At 50.0% G+C, this 15,903-nt stretch carries 18 protein-coding genes; 13 read left to right on the top strand and 5 right to left on the bottom strand.

Annotation, left to right across the window (positions count from 1 at the left end):
- Positions 1-11: 11 nt before the first annotated feature.
- Entirely contained in the window at positions 12-362 is a 351-nt protein-coding gene (locus ACLPHM_RS16515) for a RidA family protein (RefSeq protein ID WP_135866178.1), read from the top strand.
- A gap of 53 nt (positions 363-415) precedes the next feature.
- Here ACLPHM_RS16515 and hpnE read toward each other — a convergent pair whose 3' ends face one another.
- The 3 genes from hpnE to hpnC are packed head-to-tail and all read right to left on the bottom strand — an operon-like array spanning position 416 to position 3,469.
- The gene (gene hpnE / locus ACLPHM_RS16510; protein ID WP_430222308.1) at positions 416-1,726 is read right to left on the bottom strand and encodes a hydroxysqualene dehydroxylase HpnE; all 1,311 of its coding nucleotides are present in this window, start codon (positions 1,724-1,726) and stop codon (positions 416-418) included.
- A complete protein-coding gene (gene hpnD / locus ACLPHM_RS16505; RefSeq protein ID WP_430222307.1) occupies positions 1,723-2,586 on the bottom strand; it encodes a presqualene diphosphate synthase HpnD in 864 nt (287 codons plus the stop codon). Before hpnD ends, hpnE begins: the two co-directional genes overlap by 4 nt.
- Before the next feature lie 19 nt (positions 2,587-2,605).
- On the bottom strand, positions 2,606-3,469 hold the full coding sequence (gene hpnC, locus ACLPHM_RS16500) for a squalene synthase HpnC (RefSeq protein WP_430222306.1): 864 nt from the start codon (positions 3,467-3,469) through the stop codon (positions 2,606-2,608).
- 100 nt (positions 3,470-3,569) lie between these two features.
- On the opposite strand from hpnC, the gene ACLPHM_RS16495 reads away from it, so the two are divergent.
- The 11 genes from ACLPHM_RS16495 (at position 3,570) to phoU (ending at position 13,148) form a co-directional block, all read left to right on the top strand.
- Positions 3,570-4,286 (top strand): SDR family oxidoreductase, encoded by a 717-nt coding sequence (locus ACLPHM_RS16495; RefSeq protein ID WP_430222305.1) that lies wholly within the window; start codon positions 3,570-3,572, stop codon positions 4,284-4,286.
- 6 nt (positions 4,287-4,292) lie between these two features.
- A complete protein-coding gene (gene radA / locus ACLPHM_RS16490) occupies positions 4,293-5,681 on the top strand; it encodes a DNA repair protein RadA (RefSeq protein WP_430222303.1) in 1,389 nt (462 codons plus the stop codon).
- Positions 5,682-5,684: 3 nt separating this feature from the next.
- Positions 5,685-6,455, top strand: coding sequence for a sulfite exporter TauE/SafE family protein (locus ACLPHM_RS16485; protein WP_430222302.1), 771 nt, complete (start codon positions 5,685-5,687; stop codon positions 6,453-6,455).
- A 1-nt stretch (position 6,456) separates the two neighbouring features.
- Positions 6,457-7,176, top strand: a complete 720-nt coding sequence (locus tag ACLPHM_RS16480; protein ID WP_430222301.1) for a 3-deoxy-D-manno-octulosonic acid kinase — start codon at positions 6,457-6,459, stop codon at positions 7,174-7,176.
- A 68-nt stretch (positions 7,177-7,244) separates the two neighbouring features.
- Positions 7,245-8,345: a polyamine ABC transporter substrate-binding protein gene (locus ACLPHM_RS16475; protein ID WP_430222300.1), complete on the top strand. Its 1,101-nt coding sequence runs from the start codon at positions 7,245-7,247 to the stop codon at positions 8,343-8,345.
- A 4-nt stretch (positions 8,346-8,349) separates the two neighbouring features.
- Positions 8,350-9,477 (top strand): ABC transporter ATP-binding protein, encoded by a 1,128-nt coding sequence (locus tag ACLPHM_RS16470; protein WP_430222299.1) that lies wholly within the window; start codon positions 8,350-8,352, stop codon positions 9,475-9,477.
- Positions 9,474-10,385, top strand: coding sequence for an ABC transporter permease subunit (locus ACLPHM_RS16465; protein WP_430222298.1), 912 nt, complete (start codon positions 9,474-9,476; stop codon positions 10,383-10,385). Before ACLPHM_RS16470 ends, ACLPHM_RS16465 begins: the two co-directional genes overlap by 4 nt.
- Positions 10,386-10,387: 2 nt before the next feature.
- Complete coding sequence (locus tag ACLPHM_RS16460; protein WP_430222297.1) at positions 10,388-11,197, top strand: ABC transporter permease subunit; 810 nt, start codon at positions 10,388-10,390, stop codon at positions 11,195-11,197.
- A gap of 9 nt (positions 11,198-11,206) precedes the next feature.
- Positions 11,207-11,557: a Spx/MgsR family RNA polymerase-binding regulatory protein gene (locus ACLPHM_RS16455; RefSeq protein ID WP_430222296.1), complete on the top strand. Its 351-nt coding sequence runs from the start codon at positions 11,207-11,209 to the stop codon at positions 11,555-11,557.
- 65 nt (positions 11,558-11,622) lie between these two features.
- Positions 11,623-12,306 carry a ribose-5-phosphate isomerase RpiA gene (gene rpiA, locus ACLPHM_RS16450; protein WP_430222295.1) on the top strand — a complete coding sequence of 228 codons (684 nt, stop codon included), beginning with the start codon at positions 11,623-11,625 and terminating at the stop codon, positions 12,304-12,306.
- Positions 12,307-12,377: 71 nt separating this feature from the next.
- Positions 12,378-13,148, top strand: a complete 771-nt coding sequence (gene phoU / locus ACLPHM_RS16445; protein WP_430222294.1) for a phosphate signaling complex protein PhoU — start codon at positions 12,378-12,380, stop codon at positions 13,146-13,148.
- Between the two features lie 388 nt (positions 13,149-13,536).
- On the opposite strand, the gene ACLPHM_RS16440 is transcribed toward phoU, so the two are convergent.
- Entirely contained in the window at positions 13,537-14,622 is a 1,086-nt protein-coding gene (locus tag ACLPHM_RS16440) for a YeiH family protein (protein WP_430222293.1), read from the bottom strand.
- Between the two features lie 106 nt (positions 14,623-14,728).
- Between ACLPHM_RS16440 and ACLPHM_RS16435 the strand changes: the two genes are divergently transcribed.
- A complete protein-coding gene (locus tag ACLPHM_RS16435) occupies positions 14,729-15,628 on the top strand; it encodes a LysR family transcriptional regulator (protein ID WP_430222292.1) in 900 nt (299 codons plus the stop codon).
- Here ACLPHM_RS16435 and ACLPHM_RS16430 read toward each other — a convergent pair.
- Complete coding sequence (locus ACLPHM_RS16430; RefSeq protein ID WP_135866842.1) at positions 15,625-15,897, bottom strand: oxidative damage protection protein; 273 nt, start codon at positions 15,895-15,897, stop codon at positions 15,625-15,627. The genes ACLPHM_RS16435 and ACLPHM_RS16430 overlap by 4 nt on opposite strands.
- Positions 15,898-15,903: the final 6 nt, after the last annotated feature.

Here is a 15,903-nt window from a genome sequence, read left to right as displayed (position 1 = left end):
AGGAGCACAGCGTGAGTATTCAACGTTTTGAACCAAACGCCAGAATGAGTGAAGCTGTGGTGCACGGTAATACCGTGTACTTGGCTGGCCAGATTGGTAACGAAGGCCAAGATATCACAGAGCAAACTCGTACCGCATTGGCCGAGGTTGATCGTGCTTTGGCCTTGGCTGGCACCAACAAGTCCAACATTTTGCAAGCCACGATCTGGCTTAGCGACATGAAGGATTTCGCTGCCATGAATGCTGTGTGGGATGCGTGGATTGATCCACAAAATCCACCTGCACGTGCAACGGGTAAAGTCGAATTGGCGAACCCTAAGTTGGGCGTGGAAATTGTAGTGATTGCTGCATTGCCTCAGTAAGTAGGGGTAAGTAGGCATAAAAAAGCTGAAACGTTTTTGCGTTTCAGCTTTTTTTATGTGTGCTGTGATTGCAGTATGGCGTGGGCACTTTTAATGCCACTGCGTACGGCACCCTCTAATACCCCAGGGTAGGGGTTTAGCAACCAGTCACCGGCTAATTTAATCGCTGGCCAGAAGGTGTTTTCTTCTGGTCTAAACGTACTGGGTGTGGCTTCAAAGGTGGCACGTTTTTCAATAATCAACTCGTGTTGTTCAAACGCCGGTAGAGGGCTACGCGAGTGTGTTTGCGTGCGTAGCTGTTCTTCCGTTTTTTGAACCAGCGCTTCACGGCCTAACAAACTGGCATCATCCGCATTGCTGATCACCACACTAATCAGGTTGCGTGCAAAGCTATTGGGAATAGCATGGTGATTGAACAACCATTGGCCGTAGTGTTGTTTGTGTGGTTGTTCGTGCAGCATCAACAAGGGTTCAGGCTCTAGCCAGGGGCTACGTGGTTGCCAGTACAGGGTAGCGATAGGGCGATGGCGTATGGCTTGAATGTGTTGCAGCCATGACTGCTCAGCCGCTGAGTGCACTAAGTGCCCCAGCAGTCGGGCACAGTCATAGGATGCTACGGCCACGATGCAGGCATCAAAGTGCTGGCCATCGATGAGCACTCCCGTTGTATCGGGCGTGATGTGCTGAACACGATGGCCCAGTAGTAGCTCACAGTGTTTGAGCGCGTGGCTTGCCCATAGCGTAGACAAATCTTGCTTTGGAATCAGCATTTGGCTGTCAGCACGACTGCCCCCTAAGCTGTCGCGCAGTACGTTGGCAAACAGTTGTGCGCAGGCTATGTCTATGGGGGTGTTCATGGCCGCCAAGCAGAGGGGCTGCCAGAAGTGCTCAATCAGTGTGTGGCTTTGCTGATGCTGTTGCAGAAGCTGCAAGACGGTTTGTTGGGCGGGTACTTGCCAGTGCTGTCGTTGCAAAGCGAGTTGCAACTGAATAAGGGTGTATTTGTCTGACCAACTGTAGCCCTTAGCCATCAGTAAGCCCGCAGCCATATGAAAGGGGGCGGGTAGGGCTTTGGCGCGTAATTGGTAGCGAGCGTCGGCACTGATAATGCCAAGCTCGGTGCGGTGAAAAGCCTGTTCCGTATCCAACCCTAAGGTGCGCATCAACTGTAGGGTTTGGGTGTAGGCCCCTAGCATTAAATGTTGGCCATTATCTATAGGATGGCCAAATACGCTGTGTGGGACGCAGCGGGCTCTACCGCCTAACTGGCGTGCTGCTTCAAAAACAGTGACGTGGTGTTGAGCTCTGAGTTGGCTGGCTGCTGCTGCGCCAGCCCAACCTGCACCAACAATGGCAATATTCATCGGGCAAAAAGGCGTTTCAGATTACGTCCGCCGCGTACCCAAGTTTTCCACGCTAGCCAGAATTTGCGTATGGGGGTGAGCGAAATACGCTGATCCAACACAGGCCATTTGTCGCGGGCGATTTCTACCAGTAATGCATGGTAAATAGCCGCCATTAAGAGGCCGGGGCGCTGGGAGCGTCGGTCTTGCTCGGGCAGGCTTTGCAGTGCATCACGGTACAAGCCGTAGGCGCGTTCTGTTTGAAACGCCATCAATGCTTCAAAGTTGCTGCTGTGACGACGATCTAAAATATCTACGCCTTTAACCGAGAATTTTTCCAATTCGTTAATGGGCAGATAAATACGTCCACGGCGGGCATCATCACCTACATCACGAATAATGTTGGTGAGCTGGAAAGCGAGCCCAAGTTTTTGTGCGTACTCAGTAGTTTCAGGGCAGGTCTGACCAAAAATCTTGGCTGACATCACCCCAACAACGCCAGCTGCATGCCAACAGTAACGTTGTAGGTCTTCCCAAGTTTCATAACGCACTTCGTCCAGATCCATTTCCATGCCATCAATCACGGCTAACAACTCTTCAGCCTGAATGTCGTAGACGGTTACATGCTCTGACAGTGCTTTCATGACGGGATGAGTAGCTTGCCCTTGGTAAAGCGCATCTACTTGTTCGCGCCACCAGACCAGTTTCATGCGTGCTACAGAAGCTTCGCGTATTTCATCTACTACATCATCTACTTCTCGGCAAAATGCATAAAGAGCAGTAATGGCGCGACGCCGCTCCTGTGGCAAAAACAGGAAAGCATAATAAAAGCTGGAGCCACTCTGGGCGGCTTTGTTTTGGCAATATTCGTCAGGACTCATGCTGCGTAGCGGGCATCTATCAAAGAGTAGGGGAAGGCAGTGGTTGTAGGCTACGCCATATCAAACGGGCCCAATCGGCTTTGGCCAGAACGGGGCGTTGATGGAACATATCAAAGCCTACTTGCTCAAGGCGTTCAAGTATACGCAAGCCACCCAAGATTACCAACTTTAGCTCTAAGGCCATACGCCCTGGAAGTTGTTTGACTAAGGGTGAACCGCTTACTAATAAGTGACGGGCATGGTTCACAAGAAACTGCATAAGTTGCTGCCAGGCAGGGTGTAAATAGGCATCAGGGTTGTGCAAGCACTGACTAGGGAAATCCTCAGGCAACCCATAGTGGCGCATGAGTGCTTGTGGCAAATAGGCTCTATCTTTTTGCCAATCAATCGCCACGTCTTGCCAAAAGTTCGTGAGTTGCAGGCCTGTACAGATGGCATCCGACCAATGTAGGTTTTCAGCGTTATCCGCACGATATAAACCCAGCATTAATCGCCCAACAGGGTTAGCAGAGCGACTGCTGTAATCCAGTAGCTCTTGTAGCTCGTTGTAGCGGCTTTGTTGCACATCTTGGCAAAAGGCCGATAACAAATCATGAAAGGGTTGATACGACAACTGATGTTGCTGTATTTGTGCCACCAACGGCATAAAAATAGGGCGCAGCTCAGCGAGCTCGGCTGATAACGGCAGCCCATTTTCTAGCTGTTGCAATGCCTTTTCATAGTTGTGTAAGGCTGTCAAGCGTTCTTCGGTGCTCGCATCGCCTTCATCCGCAATATCATCGGCACTGCGCGCAAACCTATAGATGGCATGTACGGCCGGGCGCAAAGCTTTAGGCAGTAAAACAGAGGCGACGGGGAAGTTTTCATAGTGATCTACAGACATGTAGCAAGTATAAAGCACAGTGTGGCGCAAGGTACTCACCCCTTAGTGTATTGCCACGTTCTGGTTTAGACTTTCAAGCAGAATAATCGCGAGGTCTACAATGAAAAATAAATGTGTACTGGTAACAGGTGCCACCAAAGGTATAGGTTGGGCGATCAGTCAGCGTTTGGCCGATGCGGGGGCGCATGTGGTGGGGTTGGCGCGTAATACGCAAGATATAGACTTTCCGGGCTATCTCTATGCATGCGATCTGACCAATGCAGGTGAAACCGAAGAAATGTTGCGATTGATTCGCGAAAAATACCCTGTAGATGCCATCGTCAATAATGTAGGGATTGTGCGACCCAGCCCGTTGGGTGAAGTAGACCTTGCTGCACTATACGAAGTGTTTGATTTGAATGTGCGTGTGGCGGTACAGGTAACACAAGCTTTTGTGCCGTCCATGAAAGCGCGCCGAGAAGGGCGTATCGTGAACATTTGTAGCCGTGCCGTGAATGGTGCTTATGATCGCACCAGTTACTCGGCAGCCAAAAGCGCCTTGTTAGGTTGTTCACGCACATGGGCGTTAGAGCTTGCGCCTTTTGGCATTACGGTTAATGCGGTGTCTCCAGGGCCTGTGGAAACAGAGCTTTTCCGTGCAGGACACCCTCATGGTGGCGAAGCCGAGAAAAAAACCTTGGCCTCTATTCCTATGGGGCGTATTGCTGAAGCCAGTGAAGTGGCCGCAGTGGTGGCATTTTTATTAAGTGATGAAGCTGGCTACATCACGGGGCAGGAAATTGGTGTAGATGGTGGAAGCAGTTTGGCAGGACGGTAAACCCTTATGGTGACACAGCGCCGCGCGGCAAAAAAAGCAAAGATTACCTTTGTGTGTACAGAGTGCGGGGGTGAAAGCCCGCGCTGGGAAGGCAAGTGCCCGCATTGTAATGAGTGGAACACTCTGCAAGAGTTTAAAGACAGCTCGGGCGGCGCAGGGGAAACCAACCGGTTTGCGGCGTTAGCGGGTGCAAGTCCAGTACAAAAACTCACGGAAGTACAAGCACGAGAACTACCACGCCAACCTAGCGGCATAGAAGAGTTCGATAGGGTGCTGGGTGGTGGTTTAGTGCCCGGCGGTGTGATTTTGCTGGGTGGTGATCCAGGTATAGGGAAGTCCACCTTGTTGCTGCAAGCCATGACGGCCTTAGCTAAGGTCGCTCCGGTGTTGTACGTAACCGGTGAGGAGTCTGCCGAACAGGTTGCATTGCGTGCGAGACGGTTGGCCGTAGATACCGAAGGCGTAGACCTTTTAGCAGAAATACGCTTAGAGTCCATTATCGAAACGTTAATAGAACGCCGTCCGTTGGTGGCGGTGATTGATTCTATTCAAACGTTGTACTCAGGCGAGCTAAGCGCAGCTCCCGGTTCGGTTTCGCAAGTACGTGAATGCGCGGCGCAACTCACGCGGGTTGCCAAGCAGCATGGCATTTCCATCGTTTTCGTCGGCCACGTGACCAAAGATGGTTCGTTGGCTGGTCCACGAGTGTTAGAACATATTGTGGATACCGTGCTGTATTTTGAGGGCGATACACACTCTTCATACCGATTGATACGTGCGTTCAAAAACCGTTTTGGTGCGGTGAATGAACTGGGTGTGTTTGCCATGACCGACAGAGGCTTGCGTGGGGTGAGTAACCCATCAGCCTTGTTTTTGTCGCAGCATCAGCAAAAAGTACCAGGCTCGTGTGTGATGGCTACTCAAGAGGGTACTCGCCCATTATTGGTAGAGATACAAGCCTTGGTGGATACAGCGCACGTTCCTAACCCGCGTCGCTTATCGGTAGGCTTGGAAGGTAACCGTTTGGCCATGTTGTTGGCAGTTATGAATCGCCATGCGGGTATCGTGACATATGACCAAGACGTGTTTGTAAACGCGGTAGGGGGCGTACGTATTACCGAACCAGCAGCCGACTTGGCCGTGTTGTTGGCGATTATGTCGTCACTGAATAATAAAGCGTTGCCTGAAGGCTTGGTGGCCTTTGGTGAAGTGGGGTTGTCGGGTGAAATTCGTCCAGCACCACGCGGGCAAGAACGTTTGAAAGAGGCTGCGAAACTGGGCTTTAGTATTGCATTGATTCCGCAAGCGAATGCGCCACGTCAGGCCATCGAGGGCTTAGAGGTGTGGCCTGTATCGCGTATTGAAGAGGCTGTAGACCGCGTAAGGTCCAGATAAACCATGGACATAGTGCTGCAAATTATGCTGTTCATGGTCATTGGTGCTGCCATTGGTTTTATCGGTGGCATCTTAGGTATTGGGGGCGGTTTGCTCGCGATTCCACTGCTGGTGCTGCTGCAGAATATGGATCAGCAATTGGCGCAGGGAACGGCACTGATTATGGTGTTGCCAGCAGTCATATTGACCATACGAAAATATAACCAATATGCACGTATAGATAGAGGTTCTGCGATAGCGGGCGCGGCCAGTGCCAGTTTGTTTACGTGGATAGGGGCTTTTTTCGCGCTGAGTTTACCCTCATCTACCTTGCGTTTGATCTATGCCATGTTTGTATTGGCGGTGGCGCTATACTATTTTCAACAGAGCGCTGCATTACGTCGTCGTCGAGCACCGGCGACTAAACAAGCCGCAGATTATCCACGATGGATATTTGCTGTAGTGGGCGTACTAGCAGGGCTTGCTGGCGGTATTTTTGGTGTGGGTGGTTCGGTGATTGCGGTCCCTGTACTCACACGATTTTTGAAACTCTCACAATTCAATGCACAAGCGCTGGGCTTGACCATGGTGCTGCCAGGGCTGATGGTGGCGCTGCTGACGTATGCGTCTCACGGGCAGGTAGACTGGAGCATTGGTATTCCCATGGCACTGGGTAGTATTTGTTTAGTACCGGTAGGTGTGCGGTTGGCACATGGTATGCCGGAGCCACGGTTGAAACTGATTTTTGCCTGCATGCTATTGTTAATCATGGTGCTTTTGCTTCTAAAGATTTGATATGACATTGCTGGATTCACGTACCTTCCATGTGCATCATGGTCAGTATCACACCTTGTACGCCAACCCTTTGGGGCGGGTGTTCGACGAAACGCTATTCGATCCTGAAAACCCCGATTTGCGTGCAGAGAAAGTGAGCAAAGGTGGGCGTCAGGCAGCATGGTTCATTGATTTGCCCATAGACATGCAAGGCGTGCTGCGTTTTTATAGGCGCGGTGGCTTAGTGGGCAAAGTGGTGCATCAACGTTATGCGTGGATGGGGGCAGGCAATACGCGTTCATGGGCAGAATTCGTGGTGATGCAGTATTTGCAGTCACGTATTCCTCAACACGTACCCATGCCATTGGCCGCTATGTACCAGCGTTTTGGGTGGTCTTACGAAGCAGCCATCATTGTAGAGCGCGTGCCTAATGTGCAGCCGTTGGCGACTTGTTTAGATCAGGTGGATCCGCAGGCGGTGGCTACAGCGATTTTGGCGATGCACGAAGTTGGCGTGTGGCACGCCGATCTCAATGCTTACAATATTTTGGTCGATGCGTTTGATCAAGTTTGGCTTATCGATTTTGACCGAGCCAGACGCGTCAGCATGGATGATAAAAAGCGGCAAGGTAACCTGCTGCGCCTACAGCGATCGCTGCAAAAAGTGTGTGGTCCTGCTGGAGGCTTATGGTGGGAAGACGTAAATCGGGCTTATCTGCAACAATGGCCAAATAAACGATGACCTTGCCATAGTAAAACCGCTATCATCACGGTTTTTGGTTTGTACGTTTTCAAAAAAGGGGTTCGCCAATGAACTTCGGTTATGCAAAACACACCCTGTTGGGTGCCGCGCTGGTTTTTTCAGCTACTTCTGTTTTGGCCCAAGAAAAAGTTGTGAATGTGTACAACTGGGCGGAATACACGGCTCCAGATACCTTATCGGGTTTTGAAGAAAAAACCGGCATTAAGGTTCGATATGATGTGTATGACAGTAATGATACGTTGCAAGCCAAACTGCTAACGGGTAAATCCGGTTATGACGTAGTGGTGCCTTCTACCCACTACGCAGCACGTCAAATTGAAGGTGGGTTGTTCCAAAAACTGGACAAAAGCAAGTTGCCCAACTGGGAGCACTTGGACCCCGATATCATGGCTGTGCTGGCTGATGTAGACCCTGGTAATGAGTACTTGATCCCATGGGGCTACGGCACCAATGGTTTGGGCTATAACGTCGACAAAGTACGCGAAATTTTTGGTGACGATGTAGAGCTGGGCAACTGGGATATGTTGTTCAAGCCTGAAAACGCCGAAAAACTAAAAGCCTGCGGTATCTCTGTTCTGGATGAAGCCGCACAGGTGTTCCCAGCCGTACTGCACTACTTGGGCAAAGATCCCAACAGTTCAGACCCAGAAGACTACAAAGAGGCGTTGGCGCTGTTGAAGCAAATACGTCCGTACATCCGTCAGTTCAGTTCCTCCGGGTTTATTGATGAGCTGGCAACGGGCGATCTGTGTATGGTGTATGCCTTCTCTGGCGACGTCATGATTGCAGCCAACCGTGCTAAAGAAGCCGGTAAAACCTACAAAGTGGATTACTACATTCCTGAGGGCGGCGCACCGGTGTGGTTTGACACCATGGCTATCCCTAAAGATGCCGCTAACGTAGAAGCTGCACACGCATTTATCAATTACATTGAAACGCCTGAAGTGCATGCGGCAATTACGAACACCATGTTCTACCCCAATGCGAACAAATCAGCGCGTGAGTTTGTGGTGAAAGAAGTGGCGGACAACGTCATGATTTACCCACCCGCCGATGTTGCACAAACCTTGTTTGTGATTAAGCCTCAACCACTGCCTGTACAGCGTTTGCAAACGCGTATGTGGGCGGAACTGAAATCAGGACGCTAGCCCGATGTTGGAGAACCGTTCAGCCGCATCGTGGGCGGGAGCAGAGGATGAGTTCGTAAAAGTAGAAAACGTCGTCAAAATTTTTGGCGATACTGTGGCTGTGAAATCCGTCAATTTGTCGGTGCAGCGTCACGAGTTTTTTGCTTTGTTGGGAAGCTCAGGTTGTGGGAAGTCCACGCTGTTACGTATGTTGGCAGGCTTCGAGGAAGTGACCTCTGGCCGCATTTATCTGGATAACGAAGACATCACTGACCTGCCGCCTTATAAGCGGCCGGTCAATATGATGTTCCAGTCCTATGCGTTGTTTCCCCATATGACGGTGGAAGCCAACGTAGCTTTTGGTTTGAAGCAAGAAGGCGTGCCCAAGCATGAAATCCATGAGCGCGTGTTTGAAGCGCTGGATTTGGTGCAAATGGCCGGTTATGCACGTCGTAAGCCTAATCAGTTATCAGGTGGTCAGCAACAGCGTGTGGCGTTAGCCCGTAGTTTGGTGAAACGTCCTAAATTGCTGTTGCTAGACGAGCCTATGTCGGCGCTAGATAAACAGATTCGTACCAAAACACAGGTAGAGCTGGTCAAAATCTTGGAGCAAGTGGGTGTGACCTGCATTATGGTGACTCACGACCAAGAAGAAGCCATGACCATGGCACATCGTATTGCCGTGATGACAGCTGGCCAGATAGAGCAGTGTGGTACGCCTTACGATGTGTATGCTTTCCCGAACTCGCGTTTTGTGGCGGGCTTTATTGGCTCTACGAATTTGTTCACAGGTGAAATCGTTGTAGATGAGCCTGATCATGTAGAAATAGGCAGTGATGAGTTGTCCCGCGTGCTGCATGTGAACCACGGTATTAGTGAGCCGCTAGGTATGGAAGTATATGTGTCCATACGCCCAGAGCAGATATCAGTGTCTCATGTACAACCTGAGCAGGAGAAAAACTGGGGCCACGGCGTGGTCAGTCATATGGCCTGGATGGGCAGCTATGTGCGCTACCAGGTACGCCTAGATTCAGGCAAGGTTGTGGAATCTCACATGCCTAGCCTGACGCTAGCACAGGCTGATGCTCCCGGCGTGGAAGACGAGGTTTACGTCAGTTGGTCTGACGACAGCGCGATTGTGTTGCCATCATGAAACTCTTTAGTTGGCGCCGCTACATGCCATCAGGCAGGTCGTTAGTCATAGGCCTGCCTTTTGTCTGGCTATTCTTATTTTTATTCATTCCGTTTCTGCTGGTATTTAAGATCAGTTTTGCTGACCTTAAATTTGGCGTGCCGCCTTATACGCCACTGGCAGAAATGCAAGACGATACCTTATCGCTGTTGCTGCACTTGCGCAGTTATGTGCTGCTGTTTAGCGATAACTTGTATCTGGATACCTACTTTAGTTCGGTAAAAATAGCCGCTGTCTCTACCTTTTTCTGTGTATTGATTGGCTATCCCATGGCGTATTACATCGCCAGAGCAAAGCCCGGTATTCGACACTACTTGTTGTTAGCTGTGATTTTGCCATTCTGGACATCACTGTTATTGCGGGTTTACGCATGGGTAGGACTGCTGCGTACGGATGGTGTGATCAATAACGTGTTGATGTGGCTAGGGGTTATTGATAGTCCCTTAACGCTATATCGTACTGAATTAGCGGTATACATAGGGTTGGTCTATGCCTATCTGCCGTTCTTTATCCTGCCTTTGTACGCCAACTTGGTGAAGTTAGATGTGCGCTTGCTAGAGGCGGCATCTGACTTGGGCGCGCGCCCGTGGTCTACCTTTTTGCATGTGACCTTACCGCTTTCTATGCCCGGAGTCATCGCGGGTGCCATGCTGGTCTTTATTCCCTCTGTAGGGGAGTACGTGATCCCTGAAATGCTAGGTGGTGCTGACACCTTGATGATGGGGCGCATTATGTGGAATGAGTTCTTCAATAATGCGGATTGGCCTATGGCCGCAGCAGTGACGTGCGTCATGGTGTTGCTGTTGATTATCCCGTTGGTGCTGTTCCAGTACAGCCAGATACGCAACCTACAGAATGAGAGGAAATAGCTATGGTGCGTCCTAATCCTTGGTTGCGTGGCATTACTCTCTTCATTGGGTTTGGCTTTTTGTACCTGCCCATTTTGTTTTTGATGGTGTTTTCATTTAATGACTCCACCTTGATGACATCGTGGTCTGGTTTTTCATTGCGCTGGTACAAGTCGCTCATGAACGACCATGCGTTATTGGATGCCGCCAAGCTGTCTTTTCTCATTGCTGGCATGACCGCTACTGCAGCGGTTATTTTGGGTACGTGGGCCGGCTATGTGTTGGCACGCATGGGCAAGTTTCGTGGCTTTGCCATGTATGTGGGTATGCTAAGCGCACCACTGGTTATTCCAGAAGTGGTGCTGGGGATTTCGCTGCTGTTGATGTTTGTAGAGTTTTCTAAGCTCTTTGGCTGGCCCGAGAGCAACGGTATCTTCACCATTTGGGTGGGGCATGTGTTGCTGTGTATGGCGTATGTAGCGGTGGTCGTGCAATCGCGCATTCGTGATTTTGATCGTTCATTAGAAGAAGCAGCCATGGATTTGGGTGCTACCCCCATCAAAGTGTTTTTCCAGATTACCTTGCCACTGATTGCGCCTGCTTTGATGGCGGCATGGTTGCTCGCCTTTACTTTATCGCTAGACGATGTGGTGATTGCGTCCTTCTTGTCTGGCCCGGGTTATACCACTTTGCCGGTAGAGGTGTTTTCGCGTGTGCGTTTAGGCTTGAAGCCAGAAATCAATGCACTTGCTACACTGTTTATCTTGGTGGTGGGATTGCTTGTTATTGTGGCGAACCGACTGCAGCATCAAGTTAATAAAGCAGAACAGTAAGGAGTAATTATGCTACGCGTTTATGGCATTAAGAATTGCAGCACATGTGTGAAAGCACTGAAATGGTTGGAAGCACAAGGTCAAAAATTTGAGTTTATTGACTACCGTGCGAACCCGGTTGATCCCAGCTTGTTGCAAGATTGGGCTAAGCAATTGGGTGAGTGGCCAAAACTGGTGAATCGCGCTTCCATGACATGGCGTAATTTGGATGAGTCGTTGAAATCCCCAGAAACCGATGCCGACTGGCTGGCAATTATTGCTGCCCATCCTACGGTGGTGCGTCGTCCAGTAACCGTTAAAGCGGATGGCACTGCTATCGCCGGCTTCAACGAAAAGAAAATGATAGAGTTTTTAGGCTAAGCCTATCACTCAACACGTAGGTCATGCGTTTTGGCATGATCGTGGTTGTAACAAGTAAAGTGATTATGTATACCCAAACAGAACTTAAGGCTCAGGTTGCTCAGGCAGCCGTGGATTTCGTCGTACCTCAATTGCGTGCAGATAGCATTCTGGGCGTAGGTACCGGCTCCACCGTAGATTTATTCATTGATGCGTTGGCTGCACACAAAGGTGCATTCAAAGGGGCGGTTTCCAGCTCTGAGCGTTCTACTCGCCGCATGCGCGATTTGGGTATTACCGTATTTGACCTGAACGACGTAGAGTCGTTGGTGTGGTACGTAGACGGGGCAGATGAACTAGACCCTAGCCTAGCCATGACCAAAGGTGGTGGCGGAGCATTGACCCGCGAGAAAATCGTAGCCTCGGTGGCTCAAAACTTCTTATGCATCGCGGATGCCTCTAAAGAGGTTGCCGTGCTGGGCGCTTTTCCATTGCCTGTAGAAGTGATTCCTATGGCACGCGAAGCGGTTGCCCGCCAATTAGCTACTTTGGGTGGTAAGCCTGTATTGCGTGCTGATTTCATCACGGATAACGGCTGCCAAATTTTGGATGTGCACGGTTTGCAGATTCATGATCCTCAAGCTTTGGAACAACGCATCAACAATATTCCTGGCGTAGTGTGTTGTGGTTTGTTTGCCCTGTCTGGCGCGACAATTGCCATGATTGCTACCCAAGAAGGCGTACTACGCAGAGAGCTATCGGACTCGTAACACCTCTGTCATAATGAGACGGTATTCTAAGGTTTATTTTTATTCAGTAGCGTCTATCAAGGGTAGTATCCATGATTGAACACACCAACAAACAATTTCACAGCGATTTAGAAAACACACGCTCCCTTTTCCTGAAAATGGGTGGCATCGTGGAGTCTATGGTGCGTGAAGCAATGGAAGCCTTGTTCAGCGGTGACCTCACTTTGGTTGAAAAAGTGCGTGAGCGTGAAAAAGAGGTGAATGCGCTAGAAGTCGACATCGACAGTCGCATTACTCACTTGATCGCTCGTAATCAGCCTACCGCTATCGATTTGCGTATGCTGCTGTCTATCTCCAAAATGCTGACCGATATGGAACGCTGTGGTGATGAGGCCGAACGCATTGCTAAAATGGTGCGCCGACTTTACGAAAACGAATCTGGCTACGAGCCAGTCGTAGAACTGCGCCACATGAGCATGTCTGTTATTAGCATGATTAAAAACGCTTTGGATGCGTTTGCCAGACAAGATGCAATTCGTGCGGCAGAAATTGTGCGTAGCGACAAAGAAGTGGACCGCGAGTGGAAAGCTTCTTTACGCCACATCAGTACGTTCATGATCGAAGATCCACGTACTATCTCTCGCTCTATTGACCTGATCTTCTTGGCCCGTGCGCTAGAGCGTATTGGTGACCATGCGAAGAACATGGCTGAGCGTGTGATTTACATGGTGCACGGTGATGATGTGCGTCATGCTGGCGTTAAAACAGCAGAGCGTGTGGCTAGAGGGGAAAGCATGGATGCGATTCCTGAAGCAACGGCTGATGCCGCCGCAACGGATAGTGCAGCATCTGAACAAGCCTAAGGGGTTGTAAGGCTGTACTAGCAAGCTCCGTGAAAGCGAGGTGAGGATAAAAAGCTCTGGTGTATTGCCAGAGCTTTTTTGTTTTTGCAGCCTTAAGTTACGGTAGCCAGTTACGGACGTCTAGAACGATGTCTATGTTGCTATGTGGTTTAAGAATAGATCCACAGTTCAACAGTACAACTGACACTGCATTCATCGCACACGCCGGGGAACTGCAGGAATACTTTTTGTGATTTGTACACCAAATCAAAAAAGTTTCCTCTCCGTCCCCCGGTGGTTATGAAGGTGGTTAGGCTTACTGCCTTTTCTTTAGCTGTGGTGTTTTCTGCTACAGCACACATAAAAAATCCCGCCAAAGCGGGACTTTTTATGTGTTGAAGCGAGAGTGTTAGCCTAGCAGCGCATGCACACCAAAGTTAATGAGCAAGCCCCCACCCAGCAACCAACCAAACAACATCAACGCTAACAGTAACGGACGCATTCCTGCACGACGCAAGACAGAAACGTGTGTGCTTAAACCTAATGCACCCATTGCCATGGCCAGCAGCAAGTTATCCAGCACGATGCCATTTTCAACTACCGCACTAGGCAGTACCGATGTGGAGTGAATGGCAATCACCAAGATAAAGCCTAATGCGAACCAAGGGATAACAATTTTTTTACCGGATTGTTCGGCTTGTGGATTGTGTTTGCGCTCGTAGCGCAGCAAGCCCCAAGCCAACAGCATCAAGAATGGAGCCAGCATGATCACGCGTACCATTTTGCTGATCACGGCTGCACCTGCGGCTTCTTCACCCGCTGCACGACCTGCCACCACCACTTGAGCGACTTCGTGTACGGTAGAGCCAACGAATACACCGTACTGTTGTGCATCCATGGCTAGCCAGCCTTTTTGGAAAAAGAGGTTATAGAGCACTGGCCACAAGAACATGGCGATAGTACCGAAAATCACTACGGTCGCAATAGCAACGGTGACGTGTTCGGCTCGGCCTTTCACAATGGGTTCTGCTGCCATTACCGCCGCTGCACCACAAATGGACGCGCCCGTACCAATCAGCAATGTTGTGTGTCTATCCAGTTTGAATAGGCGCATACCCAAGAAGCAGGCAATGGCAAAGGTAGAGCCTAAAACCAGCGCATCAATCACCACACCTGTTACGCCTACTTGGGCGATGTCCTGAAAGGTCAGGCGCAGGCCGTACAGCACAATACCGGTACGCAGTAAACGGGTTTTGGAAAAATCCACCCCTGCAGAGGTATAGGGTTGAACGCTAGGGTAAAAGGTATGACCACAGATCATCCCCAGCACAATAGCAATGGTCAAAGGGCTTAAGCCATTGGCCATAAACCAAGGCTGTTGCCCTAACCACATGGATACTAGCCCCAGTGAACCGGTAAGCAGTAAGCCTGTGAACATAGAAAACGACTTGGGCCAGGTCGTAACCTGATGAGAAGAAGAGTGTGATGTGGCCATGATAGTACTCGCAATACAACAGTGATAGACATCATGACGGTCTTTGTCTTATTTGTTAAATTGGTTATATAGTTATAGTTGATCTAATCTATAGGTATAGAGCCTCATGAAAATTACCTTGCGTCAGTTGCAGATCTTTGTTGCTATTGCCGAGCATGGCAGTACCACGGCGGCAGCTGAGCAAATTCCCTTGTCGCAATCGGCCACCAGTGCTGCGTTAGCAGAGCTGGAGTTATTGCTGGGCACTAGTCTCTTTGACCGCATAGGTAAACGCTTATCGTTAAACGAGACAGGGCGTAGCTTGTTGGAAGCGGCACGCGGCACCTTAAACGGTGTAGAAGAGATAGAGCGTAATTTTGGTATGGGCGAGGGGCATAGTTTGCCGGCGTGGATACGTCTAGGGGCCAGTACTACGTTGGGTAATTACGTGATGCCTGAACGTATAGCGAAGTTGTTACGTACCGAGCCGCTTACCCAAGTGCAGATGCGTATAGGCAACACACAAGAAATTATTAGCGCGGTGCAGCGTTTGGATGTAGATGCAGGGGTGATTGAAGGCCCTTGTCATGCGGATGATCTGGATGTGCAGCCATGGGGGGTAGATGCTTTAGTTGTTGTGGCATCACCCGAGCATAAGCTGGGCAGAGATGCTCAGTGTTGCTCTATAGAGGCATTGCGTGCGCAGCGTTGGTTGGTTCGAGAAGCAGGCTCTGGAACGCGAGAGTCTGTAGATAATGTGTTATTGCCGCATTTGGGTGGCTTTTCCAGCAGTATGCAACTGGGCAGTACAGAAGCCATTAAACAGGCGGTAGGGGCAGGGTTAGGGATTGCGTGTCTATCCAGTTGTTCAGTGCAAGATCTTTTAGCACTGGGGCGGCTGACTGTATTGACTACAGCATTACCGCCCCTAGAACGCATGTTGTATCGCATTGCTCATCGTAGTAAGTGTTTTTCGCCCAGCTTAATGCGTTTGCTGGAGCCACTGATGAGCGAATCTACGCGTTAATCGTTGTGCGGTACGAAGCCTTGGGCTTCTACGTCTTTATCGTCGAACAAGTAGTTTTGCATTTGTTCAGACAAGTATTGGCGAGCACGTGCATCGGCCAAGTTCAGGCGGTTTTCATTTACTAAACGGGTTTGAATGCCCATCCAGTTATTCCATGCTTCTTTGGAAATAGAACGCCAGATTTTGACGCCTACCTCACCGGGGTAAGGTGGGAAATCAAGCCCTTCGGCTTGGCGTTTGAGTTTGATACAGTCAACCATACGGGTCATGAAAAT

This window comes from Paenalcaligenes sp. Me131, from assembly GCF_050487225.1.
Taxonomy (GTDB): Bacteria; Pseudomonadota; Gammaproteobacteria; order Burkholderiales; family Burkholderiaceae_B; genus Paenalcaligenes.
This window is presented reverse-complemented; position numbering and strand designations above follow the sequence as displayed.